General features: G+C 44.6%; 16 protein-coding genes, 4 tRNA genes and 1 other annotated feature. Of the genes, 12 read left to right on the forward strand and 8 right to left on the reverse strand.

The genetic code is table 11. The features are described 5' to 3' along the window. Positions 1-2: 2 nt before the first annotated feature. The 4 genes from trpD to R7093_RS03945 all read right to left on the reverse strand — a co-directional run bounded on the left by trpD (position 3) and on the right by R7093_RS03945 (position 3,543). Positions 3-1,013: an anthranilate phosphoribosyltransferase gene (trpD, locus tag R7093_RS03930; RefSeq protein WP_047103296.1), complete on the reverse strand. Its 1,011-nt coding sequence runs from the start codon at positions 1,011-1,013 to the stop codon at positions 3-5. 37 nt (positions 1,014-1,050) lie between these two features. Beyond that, a complete protein-coding gene (locus R7093_RS03935) occupies positions 1,051-1,659 on the reverse strand; it encodes an aminodeoxychorismate/anthranilate synthase component II (protein ID WP_047103294.1) in 609 nt (202 codons plus the stop codon). A 16-nt stretch (positions 1,660-1,675) separates the two neighbouring features. Further along, entirely contained in the window at positions 1,676-3,241 is a 1,566-nt protein-coding gene (locus tag R7093_RS03940) for an anthranilate synthase component 1 (protein WP_047103292.1), read from the reverse strand. A 126-nt stretch (positions 3,242-3,367) separates the two neighbouring features. Then, positions 3,368-3,471, reverse strand: a sequence feature (Trp leader region). Beyond that, positions 3,418-3,543: a trp operon leader peptide gene (locus R7093_RS03945; protein ID WP_005376787.1), complete on the reverse strand. Its 126-nt coding sequence runs from the start codon at positions 3,541-3,543 to the stop codon at positions 3,418-3,420. Its footprint overlaps the feature before it by 54 nt. 95 nt (positions 3,544-3,638) lie before the next feature. Here R7093_RS03945 and rnm point away from each other — a divergent pair, with 95 nt between their 5' ends. Further along, positions 3,639-4,496 (forward strand): RNase RNM, encoded by an 858-nt coding sequence (rnm, locus tag R7093_RS03950; RefSeq protein WP_005386777.1) that lies wholly within the window; start codon positions 3,639-3,641, stop codon positions 4,494-4,496. Positions 4,497-4,555: 59 nt separating this feature from the next. Further along, positions 4,556-5,176: an L-threonylcarbamoyladenylate synthase gene (locus tag R7093_RS03955; RefSeq protein WP_005376791.1), complete on the forward strand. Its 621-nt coding sequence runs from the start codon at positions 4,556-4,558 to the stop codon at positions 5,174-5,176. Between the two features lie 91 nt (positions 5,177-5,267). On the opposite strand, the gene R7093_RS03960 is transcribed toward R7093_RS03955, so the two are convergent. Further along, entirely contained in the window at positions 5,268-5,978 is a 711-nt protein-coding gene (locus tag R7093_RS03960; RefSeq protein WP_005376796.1) for a calcium-binding protein, read from the reverse strand. Positions 5,979-6,543: 565 nt separating this feature from the next. Between R7093_RS03960 and rluB the strand changes: the two genes are divergently transcribed. Next, positions 6,544-7,482, forward strand: a complete 939-nt coding sequence (rluB, locus tag R7093_RS03965; RefSeq protein WP_005376798.1) for a 23S rRNA pseudouridine(2605) synthase RluB — start codon at positions 6,544-6,546, stop codon at positions 7,480-7,482. A gap of 187 nt (positions 7,483-7,669) precedes the next feature. Here the strand turns inward: rluB and R7093_RS03970 are convergent, their stop codons facing one another. Together R7093_RS03970 and yeiP are read right to left on the reverse strand one after the other, a co-directional pair. Further along, a complete protein-coding gene (locus R7093_RS03970; protein WP_005376800.1) occupies positions 7,670-7,990 on the reverse strand; it encodes an HI1450 family dsDNA-mimic protein in 321 nt (106 codons plus the stop codon). Positions 7,991-7,992: 2 nt separating this feature from the next. Beyond that, entirely contained in the window at positions 7,993-8,559 is a 567-nt protein-coding gene (yeiP, locus tag R7093_RS03975) for an elongation factor P-like protein YeiP (RefSeq protein WP_005376801.1), read from the reverse strand. Between the two features lie 194 nt (positions 8,560-8,753). Between yeiP and R7093_RS03980 the strand changes: the two genes are divergently transcribed. Next, positions 8,754-9,521: a nucleotidyltransferase gene (locus tag R7093_RS03980; protein ID WP_047103288.1), complete on the forward strand. Its 768-nt coding sequence runs from the start codon at positions 8,754-8,756 to the stop codon at positions 9,519-9,521. On the opposite strand, the gene R7093_RS03985 is transcribed toward R7093_RS03980, so the two are convergent. After that, positions 9,518-11,881: a DNA polymerase II gene (locus R7093_RS03985; protein WP_047103286.1), complete on the reverse strand. Its 2,364-nt coding sequence runs from the start codon at positions 11,879-11,881 to the stop codon at positions 9,518-9,520. The genes R7093_RS03980 and R7093_RS03985 overlap by 4 nt on opposite strands. A gap of 427 nt (positions 11,882-12,308) precedes the next feature. On the opposite strand from R7093_RS03985, the gene uvrY reads away from it, so the two are divergent. The 8 genes from uvrY to R7093_RS04025 all read left to right on the forward strand — a co-directional run bounded on the left by uvrY (position 12,309) and on the right by R7093_RS04025 (position 20,069). Next, the gene (gene uvrY / locus R7093_RS03990; protein WP_005386783.1) at positions 12,309-12,953 is read left to right on the forward strand and encodes a UvrY/SirA/GacA family response regulator transcription factor; all 645 of its coding nucleotides are present in this window, start codon (positions 12,309-12,311) and stop codon (positions 12,951-12,953) included. A gap of 1 nt (position 12,954) precedes the next feature. After that, entirely contained in the window at positions 12,955-14,787 is a 1,833-nt protein-coding gene (gene uvrC / locus R7093_RS03995; protein WP_080960110.1) for an excinuclease ABC subunit UvrC, read from the forward strand. A 46-nt stretch (positions 14,788-14,833) separates the two neighbouring features. Then, positions 14,834-15,391, forward strand: a complete 558-nt coding sequence (gene pgsA, locus R7093_RS04000; RefSeq protein WP_005394805.1) for a CDP-diacylglycerol--glycerol-3-phosphate 3-phosphatidyltransferase — start codon at positions 14,834-14,836, stop codon at positions 15,389-15,391. Positions 15,392-15,854: 463 nt separating this feature from the next. Beyond that, positions 15,855-15,928: transfer RNA gene (locus tag R7093_RS04005), tRNA-Cys, on the forward strand. Between the two features lie 37 nt (positions 15,929-15,965). Beyond that, positions 15,966-16,041 (forward strand) — tRNA-Gly (locus R7093_RS04010). Between the two features lie 78 nt (positions 16,042-16,119). Then, positions 16,120-16,206, forward strand: a tRNA-Leu gene (locus tag R7093_RS04015). A 13-nt stretch (positions 16,207-16,219) separates the two neighbouring features. Beyond that, positions 16,220-16,295: transfer RNA gene (locus R7093_RS04020), tRNA-Gly, on the forward strand. Between the two features lie 897 nt (positions 16,296-17,192). Further along, complete coding sequence (locus R7093_RS04025) at positions 17,193-20,069, forward strand: pyridoxal phosphate-dependent class III aminotransferase (RefSeq protein WP_104975453.1); 2,877 nt, start codon at positions 17,193-17,195, stop codon at positions 20,067-20,069. Positions 20,070-20,080: the final 11 nt, after the last annotated feature.

The raw sequence follows: 20,080 nt of genomic DNA on the forward strand, positions 1-20,080 counted from the left end.
CCTTAAGCGTGTGCGGCAAGTTGTTGTACCAATTGGTACGCCTTGCCTGAATTCATTGCCTCAATCGCTTGTTGCGTGTTGGCTTTCAAATCTTCGTGGCCGAATAGACGCATTAGCAGAGCAACGTTCACTGCCACTGCGCCCAATTGTGCGTCTGTACCTTTACCCGTCAGAATATTGGTAATTATCGCCTTGTTTTCTTCAGGAACGCCACCTTTGATCGCTTCTAGCGGGTGCGCTTCTAAACCGAAGTCTGCAGGCGTTAGTTTGTATTCTGTGATCTTTCCGTCTTTGATTTCGGCAACGGTTGTTTCACCGTGAATTGCTACTTCGTCCAAGCCACTGCCGTGTACTACAGCGGCGCGCTTCATACCTATTTGTAGCATGGTTTCTGCGATAGGACGAACCAGTTCTTCACTGTAAACGCCCATCAATTCGATGTTAGGACGAGCAGGGTTAATCAGTGGGCCAAGAATGTTAAAGATGGTGCGTGTTTTCATAGTTTGACGCACTGGCATCGCATGGCGCACACCACCGTGGTATTGAGGTGCAAATAGGAAAGCGACACCAATATCGTCTACCGCTTTGCGCGTATCTTCTGCGCTCATAGCTAGGTTGATACCAAATGAATCAAGAAGGTCAGAAGAACCCGATTTGCTGGAAACGCTGCGGTTACCGTGTTTCGCTACTTTTAGACCACATGCTGCAGCAACAAACGCCGCAGTGGTTGAAATGTTGATGGTGTTGTGACCGTCACCGCCAGTACCTACGATATCTGCGAAATCGTAATCTGGGCGAGGGAATGGATTTGCGTTTGCCAGCAGTGCTTTTGCCGCGCCTGCAATTTCGTCTGGCGTTTCGCCTTTGATTTTTAGTGCAGTCAGCGCTGACGCCATCAAAATTGGATCTAGTTCACCACGGATAATGATGTCGAATAGCTGTTGGCTCTCTTCCAGAGTAAGCGATTCTTGCTCGTACAGTTTGGTAATAATAGGGTTGATGATTGCTTCCATATTTCCTCTCCTAAATTTCTTATGTGCCAAGTGCTTTTTAAGCAGTGAGTGGGTTCGCTGAAGTTTGTTCTTCAAGTGCCCATTCAATGGCATTGGCCAACAGTGTTGCTCCGTAGGTCGTCATAATAGATTCCGGGTGGAACTGGAACCCGCAAACTTTATCTTCTTCATGTACAACAGACATTACCAAGTCATCCACTTCTGCTGTGATGGTTAGGCTCTCAGGAACCTTGGTCGCAACTAGCGAGTGGTAACGTGCAATTGCGAGTGGTGATAGTAGGTTTTGGTAAATCGCATGGTTTTGGTGCTCCATCATAGAGACCTTACCGTGAATGATTTCACCCGCGCCAGCAACGGTGCCGCCGTATGCTTCAACAATCGCTTGGTGGCCAAGACAAATTCCGATCATCGGCACTTTGCCTTTCATACGTTGGATAAGCTCTGGCATTGAGCCTGCCTCTGAAGGTGCACCAGGACCTGGTGATAGCAGAACCACTGGGTTTTCAAGCTCATTTACCGCTTGTTCAATGGTTTCTGCTGGGATGTTGTTTCGGTAAATCTTGACTGAGTGACCTAGCGAGCGGAATTGATCCACAAGGTTGTAGGTGAACGAGTCAAAGTTGTCGATAAAAATGATATTAGCCATCTCTGAACCCTATTCCTTATTGTGACTTATGCGCTGCTTGGATAGCAGAGATTACCGCTTGTACTTTGCCGCGCGTTTCGTCTGCTTCCGCTTGTGGATCAGAATCGAACACCACGCCTGCACCAGCTTGAACTTGAGCAATGCCGTTCTCAACGTAAGCTGAGCGGATCACGATACAAGTATCTAGTGTTCCTTCGCCGGTAAGGTAACCCACAGCACCGCCGTAGCTACCGCGTCGTGCGCCTTCTACATCGCGAATCAACTGCATTGCACGAATCTTTGGTGCACCAGTGAGCGTACCCATGTTCATACACGCTTGGTATGCGTGCAGCGCGTCTAGGTCTTCACGCAGTTGACCAACCACACGAGATACCAAGTGCATTACGTGGCTGTAGCGGTCGACTTTTAGTAGGTCAGCTACGTGGCGAGTGCCTGCTTGTGCGATACGGGCAACGTCGTTACGTGCTAAGTCAACCAACATCATGTGTTCTGCGTTTTCTTTCATGTCTGTGCGCAGTTCAAGTTCGATGCGGCTATCTAGGTCGAAATCGATCTCTCCATTCGGGCGTTTACCACGGCGACGTGTGCCTGCAATTGGGTAGATTTCAATTTGGTTGGTATCGGTTTCATACTTAAGCGCGCTTTCTGGTGATGCGCCAAACAGAGTGAACAGCTCATCTTGCATGTAGAACATGTAAGGGCTTGGGTTACTTTGTTTCAGTTCTTTGTAAGCCGCCAGTGGAGAAGGACAAGGTAGAGTGAATCTACGAGACGGTACAACTTGGAATACATCGCCTTTCACTACGAACTCTTTTAAGTCGCGAACGGTTTGGCAGAAGTCTGCATCAGACACGCTAGGTTCTACCGTTACATCTGTTATTTGCTCTGCACTCGGCAACAGTTTTGGCGCTGCACACTGGGCGCTAATTTCTGCAATACGAGTCTCTAACGCTGTTTTCTCTGAACCATCAACAAACAACGTCGCTTGAAGCTGGCAAGATTCCGTTTGATGGTCGACAACAAGTAGTGTTTCCGCGACGTAGAAAACGTAATCTGGACACTGATTTGTTACTTCGGCATTACCAAGCGGCTCAAAGTTTGCGACTAAGTCGTAGGCAAACAGACCACCAAGGAAAATTGCGTGTTTGTCTTGCTGTGAAATATCAAAACTATGCTGAACCAAACGTAGCGCATCGAAAGAAGAGGCTTCACGTAGGCGAGAGTCTTCATCTAACGTGTCGCATGGCTGGTTAAACTGCAAAGTTAGCGTTTCGCCATCGAACTTGCTCTCAACGTCACCACGGATGTTCTGGTTTAGGTGAGACAGTAGGTTTTTACCGTTATTGGTCAAGGCGTGCATGCTAACGGTATGGCCGAAGCAAACAATGCGAACCGCTGAATCTACGATCAGCAGGGATTTTAAATTTTGCTTTGAATCGATCTCAGCAGATTCCAGCAATAGGCTGTCAGTTTTGTTCTCACATAGTGTGTGGAACAAGCGAGTCGGGTCTTGAGTATAAGGGACGGAAGCCGTTAGCACTTCAAGCTGTCCAAGTTTCTTAATTTCAATGGCCTTGTTCACAAGACCTCCTTGTAGCTGTTTAAATCTTCCTGCCGTACATAGTCGCATAAAGCAAACGTTCTCCCAATCTAGAGTTGGCTATATTCGATTAATGTTTAGGCAGTTGAATGTGAAATGAGCAACAAAACAAAAAAGCCCGCTTAAGTAGCGGGCTTTACAACGTTTGGTTCTATAAACTAGAAGTATACGTTTGCCCACCAAGAACTAGTCCAAGTGCGCCACCAAGCAAGATCTGATGAGTTTGCCTTATTAAGACAAACCGCAACTTTCGCTTTTTGGTTTTGGTTAAATTCTTGTAACATGGTGAACCTTAAATTACGTACTTTGTATTTGTGTACTAGTTAACTAGTGCGAGAGTAAAAAGTCAACCCCAAAACGGCATTAAAACGATAAAAATATGAGAATTGATTTACATAGTCACACCACTGCATCGGACGGTCGGTTAGAACCTAAAGATTTAGTGGAAAGGGCGCTGAGTTTTGATATCGAGGTTTTGGCGATCACTGATCATGATACGGTTGACGGTTTGGCGTTAGCTAAGCAATACGTTCAAGATAATAATTTGCCGATAAAAATCATCAATGGCATTGAGATATCGACCGTCTGGCAAAACAAAGATATTCATATTGTCGGCCTGAATATCGATCCGGAAAATGAACAATTATCTGCCCTCATAGAACAACAGAAGCAGCATCGCATAACACGATCTGAGTTAATTGCAGAGCGACTACAAAAAGCAACTCGAGTAGGTGTGCTTGAAGAGGTAAGGCAAATCGCCGGTGATGCTCCAGTGACAAGAGCGCATTTCGCGAAATGGTTGGTAGATAATGGTTACGCAAAAACCATGCAAATGGTGTTTAAAAAATATCTAACGCGTAATAACCCAGGTTATGTACCACCGAATTGGTGTTCGATGAAGGATGCGGTTGATGCTATCCATGCGGCTGGTGGAATGGCGGTATTAGCGCATCCTGGTAGATATAAGTTGACAGCGAAGTGGATTAAGCGTCTTCTAGCAGCGTTTGTCGAAGCGGGTGGTGATGCGATGGAAGTTGCACAGCCACAGCAAGCGCAACAAGAAAGGCGCAACTTGGCTGATTATGCTATACAATACAAACTATTAGCCTCTCAAGGCAGTGATTTTCACTACCCATCACCGTGGATGGAGCTAGGAAGGAACCTATGGTTGCCTGCTGGCGTCGAACCAGTTTGGAAAGATTGGGGAATAGATCCTTCGTTGAATAACACTCAGTAATACGAAGTCGAGAACCCATAAAAATATAGAGCCGAGAGGCTCGATAATGAGGAATTACAATGAGCCAGTTTTTTTACGTTCACCCAGAAAACCCACAGGCTCGCTTGATTAATCAAGCAGTAGCAATCATTCGTAACGGCGGCGTTGTGGTTTACCCTACTGATTCAGGGTACGCACTTGGCTGTCAGTTGGAGAACAAACAGGCACTGGAACGAATCTGTCAGATTCGTCGTCTGGATGATAAGCATAACTTTACTTTACTGTGTCGTGATTTGTCGGAGCTTTCTCTCTATGCGCGAGTGGATAACTCTGCATTCCGACTGCTGAAAAATAACACACCAGGTCCTTACACCTTCATCTTCAAAGGCACAAAAGAGGTGCCGCGTCGTTTGATGAATGCAAAACGTAAGACCATCGGTATCCGTGTTCCAGACAATCAAATTGCCTTGGACTTGTTGGAAGCATTAGGTGAGCCGATGATGTCTACGTCGTTGATTCTACCTGGCAGTGACGTAACAGAATCTGATCCAGAGGATATTCGCGATAAACTAGAACATGCGGTTGATGTGATTCTTAATGGCGGTTACCTAGGTGAACAACCTACGACTGTAATTGACTTTAGCGAAGGTGAACCTGTTGTAGTTCGTTTGGGATCAGGTGACCCTGCACCATTCGAATAGTAGACGCACCACCGCCAAACAAAATAGGAGGCATCGCGCCTCCTATTTTAGTTGTCATATCGAATATCTCATTGAACTTAACTGATTGAGGTTAAGCAAAATCGAAAATGTCGATACCATTTTGTTCTGCATAGTTGATGTATGCAGAGCTCACACCGTTTAGTGTCACTTCAACATTGTATTCATCACTTGAGAATACTGCCCAGCCACATTCATTGTAAGATAAAGTCAGATCATCCGCTGAATCCAAGAACGTATCTCGAATGCCATCGTTATCAGTGTCTCGGCCCATATCAAAGACAAGTTTGTCATGGAAAATATTAAAATCGACAATGTCGGCTTTAACATCAATATCGTTGGAAGACACTGGCTGATCAGGTACACCAATAGCCAGGCGGTTTGTAAGCACGAAGGTGTCGTCTCCACAGCCACCGCTCAGTACTGATTCACCATCACCAACAACGAGCGTGTCGTTACCCCAGCCACCACTCAAGTAGTTGTTGCCTGAATAATCAAAAATTGTGTCGTCGCCGCAGCCACCAAAGAGTTTGTCGTTTCCTAATCCGCCGGATAGGAAATCGTTTCCAAAGCCGCCAGAAACAAAGTCGTTACCTCGGCCACCAAGCAAGGTATCATCTCCCCAGCCACCGAAGACAATATCATTACCTCCGTATCCTACAAACTTATCATCACCACAGAAGCCGAAGAAGATATCGGTTGTTTCAGAGCCTTTTGTGCCTGTCATATCGTCATCTTGAGATGTCCCAAAAATCCAATTTAGGTCGAGATTTAGCATAGACATTGTTCTATTCCTTTTTGTCTGATTTATGCCAATCGCCGAGAGTGCAGAGCGAACCTAGAGAGTCAGAGTACACGATAGCATTAGTGTTATTTTTGATGTGAACTAATGACTTAAAGACAATTTTTGTCTTGTTACCCACGACCTTGTTTTGCTATGAGCGCTCATTGTCTGCGGTGATTGGTATTACTTAGCAGCAAACAGGGACGGCTTATTCTTCGTTGCTTTCTAGCAATACGAACAGTAAACACACCCCAAGTGGTTATTGTTGTAACCCTGACAATTTTATCAGGTACCGCGTGGTTAAAGTGGTTCAGGAAGACCGATATTAGTGGGATTCTCGTTGAGCAATGCCTGCATTAAGTAGTAAAAAAGTTGCAGAATAGGACAAATATTTCGGTCATTTTTGAAGTGAATTTTGGTGTGGAGAATGGCGCCGATTTAGCTTACATTAACTAAGAAAGTTACGTATAATGTCCGACCGAAAAATCCCACTGAAATGGGTAAATAGCAAAATGCAGACCAATCCTGGTCTAGACGTCTGTGAAGACGACACATAGGTAGATAAATGAGCGAAAAGTTACAAAAAGTATTAGCACGTGCTGGTCACGGTTCTCGTCGTGAGATTGAATCGTTAATTAAATCTGGTCGCGTTAGCGTGAACGGTGTAGTCGCTAAGCTTGGTGAAAGACTTGAAGACGAGAGCAGCGTAGTTCGTATCGATGGTCACATTGTCTCTGCAAAGATTCAAGAAGAAGTGATTTGTCGTGTACTTGCGTACTACAAACCTGAGGGTGAACTGTGTACTCGTCACGATCCAGAAGGTCGTCGTACTGTTTTTGATCGTCTGCCAAAAATTCGTGGCTCTCGTTGGATTTCAGTTGGTCGTCTGGATGCGAACACTTCTGGTCTTCTACTTTTCACAACGGATGGTGAACTGGCGAACCGCTTAATGCACCCAAGCCGCCAAGTTGAACGTGAATACCTAGTACGTGTGTTCGGTGAAGTAACTGAACAGAAAGTTCGTAATCTAGTAAAAGGTGTTGAACTGGAAGACGGTTTAGCTCGCTTTGAAGATGTTGTTTACGCGGGTGGTGAAGGCATGAACCACACGTTTTACGTTGTTATCAACGAAGGTCGTAACCGCGAAGTTCGTCGACTATGGGAATCGCAAGAGTGTACCGTTAGCCGTCTGAAACGTGTTCGTTACGGCGACATCTTCTTAGACAAGAAACTGCCTCGTGGCGGTTGGATGGAGCTTGACCTGAAAGAAGTAAACTACTTGCGTGAGCTTGTAGAGCTTCGTCCAGAGAAAGAAACCATGCTTGATCTGAACAAAGACAACACGTCACGCAAACGTGAGCGTGCGCGCAGCCAAAAAATTCGTCGCGCAGTTAAGCGCCATGAAGAGCGTGTTAACACACCAAAAGGTCGCAGCAACAACCCTTCTCGTCGTAAGCCGAAGAAGACTGCTGGTGACCAAGGCGCACGCAACAAGCATCGTTAATCGATAGCAAAACATCAGAAAGGCTTGCCAATTCGGCAAGCCTTTTTCTTATCTGTTACATAACAAAAGGATCTAAAGCCGATATAGAGCAGGGTGTTTTGGATAAACAAATATCTCAGCTAAACAAAAACAGCAGATAAAAAAATACCAGCACTAGGCTGGTATCTTTGTTCATGATGAAGAAACGTTAATCGCGTTTCCAAAGCATATGGCAGAACTTATGTTCAGGGTCTCGGCTGATTAGCATACGAGCAAATACGTCATCAAGAACGTCATTTTCCTCATTTACTAGGCCGATACGAACCTCTGCATATACTTCTTTATCGATCTCGAAGCCAACATGTTCAACCCAGTCATCACCGGTTTCAACAAGTTCTGCGGCACCACGATCTTCAAATTGCGCAGTAAACAGAATCACGTCAGCAGGCTCTAGGTTATCTGGAGCCATCTCAAGGAAAATGTCGTACGCTGCGTCGATGACGTCGTCGTAAGAAATCAAATCAGACATGCTTATGCTCGGCTCATGTATTTACGTTCAGCTGTGTTAATGATAACACGGTCACCAGTTGCAATGTACTCAGGAACCTGGATGACAAGACCTGAAGCGAAGCGTGCTGGCTTAGTGCGAGCAGATGCAGAAGCACCTTTGATTGAAGGGTCAGTTTCTTCAATCACTAGCTCAACAGAAGATGGTAGTTCAATACCCACTGCAGCACCGTTAACAAGGATAATGTGGATACCTTGTGTATCTTCGTTGATGAACAGCATGTCGTCTTCAACTTCATTGTGCTTGAATGTGTATTGTGAGTAGTCTTCGTTATCCATGAAGATGTGCTCATCGCCGTCAGCGTATGAGTACACAACTGCACGTTTGTTCATTTCTACCGTTTCAACAACGTCATCAGACTTGTAACGCTCATCTACACGTGCGCCCGTGTTTAGATCTGTACAACGCATTTTGTAGATTTTAGCGCCGCCACGACCGCCTGGAGTCGTTACTTCGATGTCTTTAACTAGAAGAGTTTTACCATTAGACTCGATTGCGAAGCCTTTTTTGATTTCACTTGCCTTTGGCATTGTATATTCCTATTCATACTTATTAAGCAAAACTCGGTGATTATAGCGCTAAGTTAGCCGCCTAGCATTAAAATTCATTGCAGAAATTTGTTGTTACTCCCATGACTAAACACCTGAATGGACTTGATTCGGTGAGTCGGCTAAGAGAACATATAGCCCAACTTCTTGAACCATCTGAGAACACGTTTTAAGTCATGTCTCTGCCTCTTATCGATCCTAAACAACCATTTCAACCAGAGTTTGCGCCTTTAATTAGGGAAGTCACCGCTTGTCTCAAAGGTGGATTGGGGCAAAACTTACACAGCGTTTATGTATACGGTAGTGTTGCTCGTAAAACAGCGATCGTTGGGAAGTCGAACTTAGACCTGGTTGTCGTTACTCAATCATCCTTTGAGCACAATCGCGCGACTTTGCTCAACACAATTAAGTGGCGTGCGCAGCAGAGTTACCCTCACGTTAATGGTGTATCGGTCCGTACAGCCTTAGTGAGCGAAGTGGCTAATTTAGATAGTATTTTTACTTGGGGCTTTATGCTTAAGCATTGCTGTGTCTGTGTTTATGGTGATGATCTAGCAGACTGTTTTGGTGATTACGTCCCAAGTTGGGAAATTGCTAAGCACTGGAATATGGATGTGGAAGATTGGATTACGGTGTATCGCAAAAAAATCGTACAAGCGAAGACGATAGAAGAGCAGGTGGCCGCCCAGCGCGTGATTGCTAAAAAGTTACTAAGAGCGTCATACTCTTTGGTGATGTATCGAGATAAACGTTGGTTTGATGACCCTATACAATGTGGCAAGGTATTCTTAACTTATCATCCTGAAAAGCAGCTTGAGATCGAGCGGCTAGAAATTTTACTTTCTGGCCGGGGTATTCCCAAGCGTTCTGTTATCGGGCTAATTGATGCGTTTGGTGATTGGTTAGTCAAACAGTACCAGAAAACAGAGTTTCGTATCGGCTAAAACAACCCCATTTGTGGCGCTGAAAGCCTGTCAAAGTCCGTCCCAATGAAAGGGAGAATCGCATCCGCAACGGGTTTGAGTTGTTTATCAATGTAATGTTGATAATCAATCGGGCTATTGAGGTACTCATAAGGTTCAGGGCCGTTCACGGTAATAATGTATTCAATTCGCCCTTTGTTTTGATACTGTAATGGGCGGCCAAGCTTGGCATTTATCTCATCGGCTAAACGAGCTGCACGCACTTGTGGCGGGACGTTCTTCTGATACTCATGCAGTTTTCTTCGCAGTCGCTTTTGATACACCAACTGTTCATCAAATTCACCGTTGTTAGTTTTCTCAACCATCTCTCGGACATAGTCGCTTGGATCTTCACCATGGAAAATCATGCTATAGAGTGTATTTTGAAATTTCTGTGCTAACGAGGTCCAGTCAGTACGGGCACTTTCTAACCCTTTAAATACAATCCGTTCTTGCTCTCCTTCACCGATTAAACCCGCATAGCGCTTTTTCGAGCCAGTTTCTGCGCCACGAATCGTTGGCATAAGGAATCTGCGATAATGGGTTTCATACTCGATTTCCAACATAGATGTTAGGTTGTACTCAGAACGCAGGTGTTCTTGCCACCAAGAGTTGATGTAATCAACTAATTGATTTCCAACAGCGTCAGCTTCTACTTGACTGTATGGTCGATTCAACGACACGAATGTGGAATCCGTATCGCCGTAAATCACTTGATATCCTTGCTCCTCAATCAGCACCTTAGTTTGCTTCATGATTTCATGTCCGCGCATGGTAATACTAGAAGCTAACCGAGTATCAAAGAAACGACATCCCGATGAGCCCAGTACGCCATAAAAGGAGTTCATGATGATTTTGATTGCCTGAGAAAAAGCTTTTTCATTGTTCTTCTTTGCCACATCACGTGCTGCCCAAAGCTTTTCAATCATTTCTGGTAAAAAGTGTTTCGTACGATGGAACTGCCCACCGCGAAAGCCAGGTACAGCCTGATTTTCTTCTTTTCCAATATCGAGCAATAACCCCTCAACTAAACCCATAGGATCAATCAAGAAAGAGCGAATAATCGATGGATATAGACTCTTAAAATCCAATACTAAAACAGAATCATATAGGTTAGGGATGGAGTCCATCACGTAACCGCCGGGGCTGGCAATCCAATTTTCAGGGTGTAGGTTCGGAGCAACGTAGCCTGCTCGGTGTATCTGAGGCATGTATAGGTTTGTGAATGCAGCAACCGAACCGCCGACACGATCCAGTTCGACACCAGTGAGACGAGAGCGCTCTATTGCAAAGTCGAGCAGGTGAGTGTGATTGAAAATCTTATTCACTAACATGCAGTCTTGTAAATTATATTTAGCCAGCGATGGTTTGTCGGAGCGGTACATACGATTGATCTCATCCATGCGGTCATGAACGTTGTGGATTTCTTTCCCTTCCCCTAAGAGTTCTTGAGATACAGACTCTAATGACCAAGACCGAAAGTGATAAGTCGCCGTTTTTAACGTATCGATACCGTCCATTACAACTCGCCCTGGAATGGAGATAAACCCTTGTTGGCTTTGAGATGAACTTCTGAAAAAGCTGGCTTGGTCTGCTCTACCAAGCATTAGCTTCATGTTGTGCCATTCTGCTCGTTTGTGTAGCAGACGAAAGTCAAAATCAATGACGTTCCAACCGACAATGACATCGGGGTCGAATTGTTTAAACCAAACGATGAGTGCTTCTAGAAGCGCTTTTTCATCCTTAACCCACTGTATCGGTCTCTCCGAAGGTTCTGGTTCTCCGATCATGATAACGCGGGAATCCATGACGCTGTCTAATCCGATTGAGTAAAGAATGCCTTTCTCAGAGCATTCTAGATCTAACGAGACAACGTTTAACTTCGGCTCATATTGCCCCGCACGGCATTTTGCGCTCTGGACGCGTTGGTAGCCATTGGTGCGAGTCACATTGCCTGTAAACTCGATACTGCCTTTGATAAAACGCTCCATTAGGTAGCGATCGGCGAGGCGAATATCACTTTCATACGTAGTGATATCTTTTTGAGCGAATGTGTCTTTGAGTGCGAGAGCGTCTTTGGTTACATTGGTATAGCAGGCAGCAAGAGGCGTATGTTCAAACGTTTTGAGATCCAAAAGGCGGATGTCGACGAATATGTTTTTTTCTCGTGCGAGAGTCTTTGCTTGCTCTGAGTGTTTCTGAGCGATGAAAAAGACTGGCTTCTCACCATTAATAAGTAACTGAGTAGGACCTGCTTCTGTCGAAAGCCACAGCTCGATTTGAGTTTGACCTTTGATGTCTCGTGCCTGTCGAGTTAGCAGGAAGCCTTGTTGAATATTCAAATGTGAGAAACCTTAGAAAACTTGAAGAACGTTAGTTTAACACTAAGAACTGTGAAAATAACCAGTAAAGAAAGCGTCTCAAATTTTTGCTGGAATTAGTGATTACAAGTTAGTCTTTGGTGCAAGAGGGACAGTGTCATTTTAAGTTATAGCGTGTTTCTCTGGGCAATATGAAACCTAGTTACTTGATTTATTGTACTTAATGTTGTTAATTGTCTTTTCTTAGATTTCGGTTCTGCTCATCACGCTCTAAAATAATAGAGTGGTTTATGAATAAGTTCTTGCTAAAGTTTGCGTTTCAGCACATATTCATAGAAAGCAATTTTTTGTCGATTACGTTAGTATATAGGCAGTCATACTGATATCCACATTTAACAAATAATGGTTATGTGGGTGCAGAACCAATACAAAGTGTGGAGATACAAGTTTGATAAATGTTTTCCTTGTAGATGATCACGAGCTGGTTCGCACAGGGATACGACGTATTATTGAAGACGTCCGTGGAATGAACGTAGCAGGAGAAGCTGACAGCGGTGAAGATGCAGTAAAATGGTGTCGCAGTAATCATGCTGACGTCGTTTTAATGGACATGAACATGCCAGGAATTGGCGGCTTGGAAGCCACTAAAAAAATTCTTCGCGTGAATCCTGATGTGAAAATCATCGTACTTACCGTTCATACAGAAAACCCGTTTCCAACCAAGGTGATGCAGGCAGGTGCGTCTGGTTATTTAACCAAAGGTGCTGGCCCTGACGAAATGGTGAATGCGATTCGTGTAGTTAATAGTGGGCAGCGTTACATCTCGCCAGAGATTGCGCAGCAGATGGCATTGAGTCAATTTTCTCCAGCCTCTGAGAACCCTTTTAAAGACTTATCCGAGCGTGAATTGCAGATCATGCTTATGATCACCAAAGGCCAAAAGGTAACGGATATTTCTGAGCAACTTAATTTAAGTCCAAAGACAGTCAACAGCTATCGCTACCGACTCTTTAGTAAATTGGACATTAATGGTGACGTTGAGTTAACTCACTTAGCGATTCGCCACGGAATGCTGGACACCGAGACCCTTTAGCGTGAATCCTCCCTTCGATTCGGCTTCCTTTCTCAAGACAGTAACTAATCAGCCCGGCGTTTACAGAATGTACAACGCCGAAGCTGTTGTAATCTACGTAGGTAAAGCCAAAGACCTTAAAAAGCGCCTTTCAAGCTACTTTCGGAAAAAAGTAGACAGTGAGAAAACTCGCGCGCTTGTCAGTAATATCGCCAAAATAGACGTCACGGTGACTCACACTGAGACAGAAGCGTTGATCTTAGAGCATAACTACATCAAGCAGTATTTGCCGAAATACAATGTGTTGCTGCGAGATGATAAGTCTTACCCTTATATCTTTATTAGCGGTCATAAGCACCCACGGCTTTCTATCCACCGTGGCGCCAAGAAGCGCAAAGGTGAATATTTTGGCCCCTACCCAGATTCTGGTGCAGTAAGAGAAACATTGCATTTGCTGCAAAAGATATTTCCTGTGCGCCAGTGTGAAGACACTGTCTATTCCAACCGAACGCGCCCATGTTTGATGTACCAAATTGGTCGCTGTGCAGGACCATGCGTTAATACCATCATTTCTGATGAAGAATATGCAGAGTTGGTTGGCTTTGTGCGCATGTTTTTGCAAGGCAAAGATCAGCAAGTACTCAAACAGTTGATTGAGAAAATGGAAGTTGCCAGTCAGCAATTGCGCTTTGAAGATGCCGCTAAATTTCGCGATCAAATCCAAGCGATTAGGCGTGTTCAAGAGCAGCAGTACGTCTCAGAAGACAGCATGGATGATATGGATGTACTCGGGTTTGCTCAGGAGAATGGTATCGCGTGTATCCATATCCTGATGATACGCCAAGGCAAAGTGCTTGGTAGCCGTAGCCATTTTCCGAAAATCCCACAAAATACAAGCCAGCAGGAAGTGTTCGATAGTTTTCTGACTCAATACTATTTGAGCCATAACGAAGCACGTACAATTCCTTCTCGTATTATTTTGAATCAAGAGTTGGCAGAAGATATTGCGCCAATACAGAAAGCGTTAAGTGAAGTGGCAGGGCGTAAGGTTCATTTTCATACGTCGCCAACTGGCTCTCGAGCAAGGTATCTCAAGCTTTCGAACACGAATGCACTAACGGCGATTACCACAAAAATCAATCACAAGATGACGATTAATCAGCGTTTTCATGCGCTTCGCGAAACATTGAAGTTGGAGTCTATAGCTCGAATGGAATGTTTTGATATCTCCCATACGATGGGGGAAAGCACGATTGCGTCATGTGTGGTGTTCAACAATGAAGGCCCCGTAAAGCAAGAGTATCGTCGCTACAACATTACTGGGATTACCGGTGGTGATGATTACGCAGCAATGGGACAAGCGTTGGAGCGCCGTTATTCGAAGCAATTGGACGTAGAGAAAATTCCCGACATCATCTTTATCGATGGCGGTAAAGGTCAGTTAAATCGTGCGCATGACATCATTTCGCAATATTGGGGGGATTGGCCAAAGCGTCCCATCATGATTGGTATTGCAAAAGGCGTTACTCGCAAACCAGGTTTAGAAACGCTGATTACAGTCGATGGGGAGGAGTTTCATTTACCAAGCGATGCTCCTGCGCTGCACCTTATCCAACATATTCGTGATGAAAGCCATAACCATGCTATAGCGGGGCACCGTGCTAAGCGAGGTAAAACCAGACGTACGAGTGCACTCGAAGGGATTGAGGGAATCGGCCCTAAACGACGTCAGGCGTTACTCAAGTACATGGGTGGGTTACAAGAACTTAAACGTGCAAGTGTCGAAGAAATCGCCAAAGTACCGGGAATAAGTCACTCTTTAGCAGAAATTATTTTCCAAGCATTGAAACAATAAGGAAAATCGCGCAACATTAAGCCGCAATGTGTAAGAGAATAATAAAATGCGTTTGAATATCCCGAACATTCTGTCTCTTCTTAGACTGTTCCTAATCCCTGTTTTTGTGGTTGTCTTTTATCTACCTTATTCATGGGCACCGTTTGCAGCAGCAATGGTGTTTTGGGTAGCGGGTTTTACTGACTGGCTTGACGGCATGTTGGCCCGTAAACTTGGTCAAACTTCTCGTTTTGGCGCGTTTATTGATCCTGTCGCTGATAAAGTGCTAGTGGCAACGGCATTGATTCTAATCACGGAACATTATCATTCAATTTGGGTGACCATTCCTGCGGTAACGATGATTGCGCGAGAAATCATTATCTCAGCATTGCGAGAATGGATGGCTGAAATCGGTAAGCGAGCAAGTGTTGCGGTATCTTGGGTTGGCAAAGTAAAAACTGTTTCGCAAATGTTCGCCTTATGGGTGTTGATATGGCGTTACGATGAATGGATGGTTTGGCTAGGCTTTGCGGCCTTGTATGTGGCAACTTTCTTGACATATTGGTCAATGATTCAATATTTGGCTGCTGCGAAAGACGATCTGTTGAATGAAGAGCACCATTAAATTCTGATGTTAGAAAGCAGGCTTAATAGCCTGCTTTTTTGTATCTAAGACAATCTACAGCATTTTTTGGCTTCTCTCGCTTTTCAATGCTTGCTAACGGCCATGTTTGCAATTTGTATCTGGGGCTTTTGCTTCGATAGGGTTCTATTTGTGATCTAAGTCTTGTTTTTGTCCTTGGAGAGTCTTAGAGAGGCGAGTCTTCTGATTATTAATACTTCAATGCACGCAACGCACGGCCAGCAGTGTAAGGCGTAGCCAAAGTTTTATGATAAACAAGTGTATTTAAGCGATTTTTAGTATTAAAACTAAGCAATCCATCGTCTTTCGCACAAATTCTAGTCAAACGATTTAAAAAAATAAAAATAGTGTTGACTCGATCGCTCGAATCCGTAGAATGCATCCCGTACCCAAGAGAGCACGGCTCGAAAGGGTGGTGAAAAAGCTTAGCTTTATTCACAAATGAGGCGCCTTGGCAGAGTGGCTATGCAGCGGATTGCAAATCCGTGGACCTCGGTTCGACTCCGGGAGGCGCCTCCATTATTCTTTTGAGAGTGAATGGCTTTCGAGAATAAATGCGACACTAGCTCAGTTGGTAGAGCGCAACCTTGCCAAGGTTGAGGTCACGAGTTCGAACCTCGTGTGTCGCTCCAAATTTTATTGATATGGCATTTAGCGGTATCAGATGGTGTTTTACTTTTCTGTAAAGGCATCACAAAGAATATTTGTGTGCCCTGGTGGTGGAATTGGTAGACACAAGGGATTTAAAATCCCTCGACGTTCGCGTTGTGCCGGTTCAAGTCCGGCCCGGGGCACCATCTCATATTAAATGCGACACTAGCTCAGTTGGTAGAGCGCAACCTTGCCAAGGTTGAGGTCACGAGTTCGAACCTCGTGTGTCGCTCCAGATTTAAGGCCTAACATGAAAATGTTAGGCCTTTTTCGTATTTTTTGAAAATCTCAAACTTCTTTTCTGTCACAGGCTTCGTTAAGTAACGAACCCTTTGTCTCATTGACTCAAGTGATTGTTCATTCTGCCATTGCAAAGCATCTTAGCCATTCCTACTAGTCTATGTTTAAACCATCACTTGTGGAGAATAACTACTCTTGATCCAGGCAAAGCTGTGACGAGAATGCTATCTTTTTAAATGTTCCGGATATAGAAAGGAATGTTTTACGATTAAGCAGCACAACCTTAAACCTCTGTTAGATGAGGTGATGATATCTCAAGAATATTTGTTTAAATAACAGCTATTTGAGAGAAGCAGAAAAGCATAGCTCATGAATATGAACATGTGAGTTGCAATGGGGTATGTTTTGTTGTGATTTACATCACTGTTACTAATATGAAAAATCGTTGCCAGAAGATTTTATTTTGTGATAAATTCGCGCGCAATCTCGGAGCGTAATTAACAACGTTTGATCTCTGGGGGATACGCGTAGTGACCATTCAAGCTGATTGTGACACTGCGTAGGGTAGGTATCGGCAAAGCCTTTTGTCGATAGACGGGATACTAATGCTGTAAACGCGGCATATTAATGGGAAACCCAACATTGAAACCTTTGAATAAACACACACTAATCAGCTTCATACTGCCGAAATGTCCTGTTTTACAAAACGGGTGCATTACAGAACCTTGATTAATCCCTTTTACATATAAAGCCGCGAGTATCGTGGCGGATGATCTGTATTTGTCATTTATGCACTGACAAATGCGGAGGGGTATTCACACCTCCTGTAATTTCATTCTAATGATTATTAATACAGGATACAGAATTATTATAATTCAAGGGATTATGTAGTATGAGCACTGCCTTTGAAGTCGATAGCAATATCGCAAACATTTTTTCGTCTCAGGTTCCTATCGTTGAGGGAACGTATGACTTAACGCCAGATCAAGTATTGATTGATCAGGCTGAGCATGAATCTGAAGTACGTTCTTATCCACGTCGTTTGCCGATCGCAATTAAACAAGCCTTTGGGTGCTTGGTTGAAGATACGCGTGGACAGATCTTTCTAGACTGCCTTGCGGGGGCAGGCACTCTAGCTTTGGGGTATAACCATCCTGAAATAAACCAAGCGCTGAAAGAACAATTAGATTCAGGACTGCCATATCAGACGCTAGATATTGCAACATCAGCAAAAACGACGTTTATTCAATCCGTTAAGTCTTTTCTTCCTCAAGAGTTAAGCGAGAACAGCGTTATCCAATTTTGTGGCCCGTCTGGAGCTGATGCGGTTGAAGCTGCTATCAAGCTCGCGAAACAGACTACCGGTCGCAACACTATGTTTGCCTTCCGTGGCGCATACCATGGTATGACTAATGGTACGATGGGGATGATGGGTAACTTAGGCACGAAAGCTCGTCGAACTGGTTTGATGTCGGATGTGCACTTTATGCCTTTCCCATACAACCTGCGTTGTCCTTTTGGGCTTGGCGGTGATGAAGGTGCGAAAGCAAGTATTCGCTATATCGATCGTCTTTTAAACGATGATGAGTCAGGCATTATGAAGCCTGCCGCGATTATCGTGGAGCCAGTGCAAGGTGAGGGTGGTGTTGTTCCTGCGCCAGCATTCTGGCTACGAGAGTTACGTCGTATTTGTGATGAACACGGTATCTTACTGATCTTCGATGAGATCCAGTGTGGTGTTGGTAAAACTGGCTACAATTTCGCGTTCGAAGAGTCGGGCATTGTTCCAGATATTCTGTGTTTATCAAAAGCAATTGGTGGTGGCTTACCAATGTCGCTATTGGTTATCAACAAGCAACATGATACATGGAAGCCGGGCGAGCACACAGGTACATTTCGTGGTAACCAGCTAGCTATGGTCTCTGGTGCGAAAGCATTAGAAATTATCCAGCGTGATAATCTTGTTGAGCATGCCAATATTGCGGGTCAGTACTTGCGCTACGGCCTTGAAAGTATTCAAAAGCGTGTGAACTGTATCGCAGAGGTTCGTGGCAAAGGTTTGATGCTAGGCGTGGAGATTAAAAATCCAGACGGTGAGCTCAATAAATTTGGTGAACCTCAAGCGGATAGTGAACTCACACTTTCTATTCAACGCGCAGCACTCGAGCGTGGCTTGATCGTTGAGAAAGGTGGACGCGAAGGCGCAGTAATTCGTTTCCTTCCTCCTCTTATCATCTCGTTTGAGCAAATCGACTTTGCTTTACGTGTATTTGAAGACGCGATTTTAGCCGCTGGCGGTAGTCACATCGAAACTCAGCCACAAGATGAATGGAAGAAGCATTTCATCCACACTGGAGAGATGGGCAGCAATGAATTTGCTTCGGTGATGAATCACACGACTACGGCAATGAAGTCAGTGTTTGAACAAGTGACTGCACCGTATTCAGGTATGGATCCAAAAGCATTGGAAGCAGCGATTCACGACGTTGATCTTGATAATGGAAATGCGCCTCTTAAAACCGTTATCGACGATGCTGCTGAGCTGGTCGCGAAAAACGCAATTTTTACTCAACATCCAGATTGTATTGCTCACCTACATACTCCACCGTTGATGCCAGCGATTGCGGCAGAGGCAATGATTGCGGCTTTGAACCAGTCGATGGACTCATGGGATCAAGCTTCATCAGCGACTTATGTTGAACAGAAAGTTGTGAACTGGCTATGCGATAAATATGAGTTAGGTGAAAAAGCGGACGGTATCTTCACGAGCGGCGGCACGCAAAGTAACCAAATGGGTTTGATGCTTGCGCGAGATTGGATTGCTGACAAACTCAGTGCACACTCAATTCAAAAGCTTGGCCTTCCTGAATACGCAGACAAGCTACGTATTGTATGTTCGAAAAAATCCCACTTCACGGTTCAAAAATCAGCGTCTTGGATGGGGTTGGGTGAAAAAGCGGTCATGACTGTCGATGCTAATGCCGATGGAACGATGGATGTCACTAAATTAGACGAAGTTCTCAATCAGGCCAAAGCAGAAGGTTTGATCCCATTTGCCATTGTTGGTACAGCGGGTACAACGGACCACGGTGCTATTGATGACTTAGACTTTATCGCCGATATGGCAGCGAGACATGACATGTGGATGCACGTCGACGGTGCATACGGTGGAGCTCTGATTCTAAGTAGCCAAAAAGCGCGTCTGAAAGGTTGTGAGCGTGCACATTCCATCAGCGTAGACTTCCATAAGCTGTTTTACCAAACCATCAGTTGTGGTGCGCTATTGGTAAATGACAAGTCTAACTTTAAATTCCTGCTTCACCATGCAGACTATTTGAACCGCGAACACGACGAACTACCGAACTTGGTGGATAAGTCTATTGCGACAACTAAGCGTTTTGATGCGCTCAAAGTGTTTATGACGATGCAAAGCGTAGGGCCAAAAGCCCTAGGCGATATGTATGATCATTTGCTTGAACAGACGCTTGAAGTGGCGGACATGATTCGAGATAACAAACACTTTGAGTTGTTGGCTGAACCATCACTATCTACGGTTCTGTTCCGCGCGACACATGAATCAGCGGATCTTGATGAACTGAACAAAACGTTGCGCTTAGAAGCGTTAACACGCGGTATCGCGGTATTGGGTGAAACCATTGTCGACGATAAAACTGCATTGAAATTTACGATTTTGAACCCGTGTCTGACGACGGCGGACTTTGAATCTTTGCTCTCAAAAATCAATACGCTAGCGGCAGAGCTAGTTTAACAAAGGTAACG

The organism is Vibrio sp. 1580, assembly GCF_033340055.1.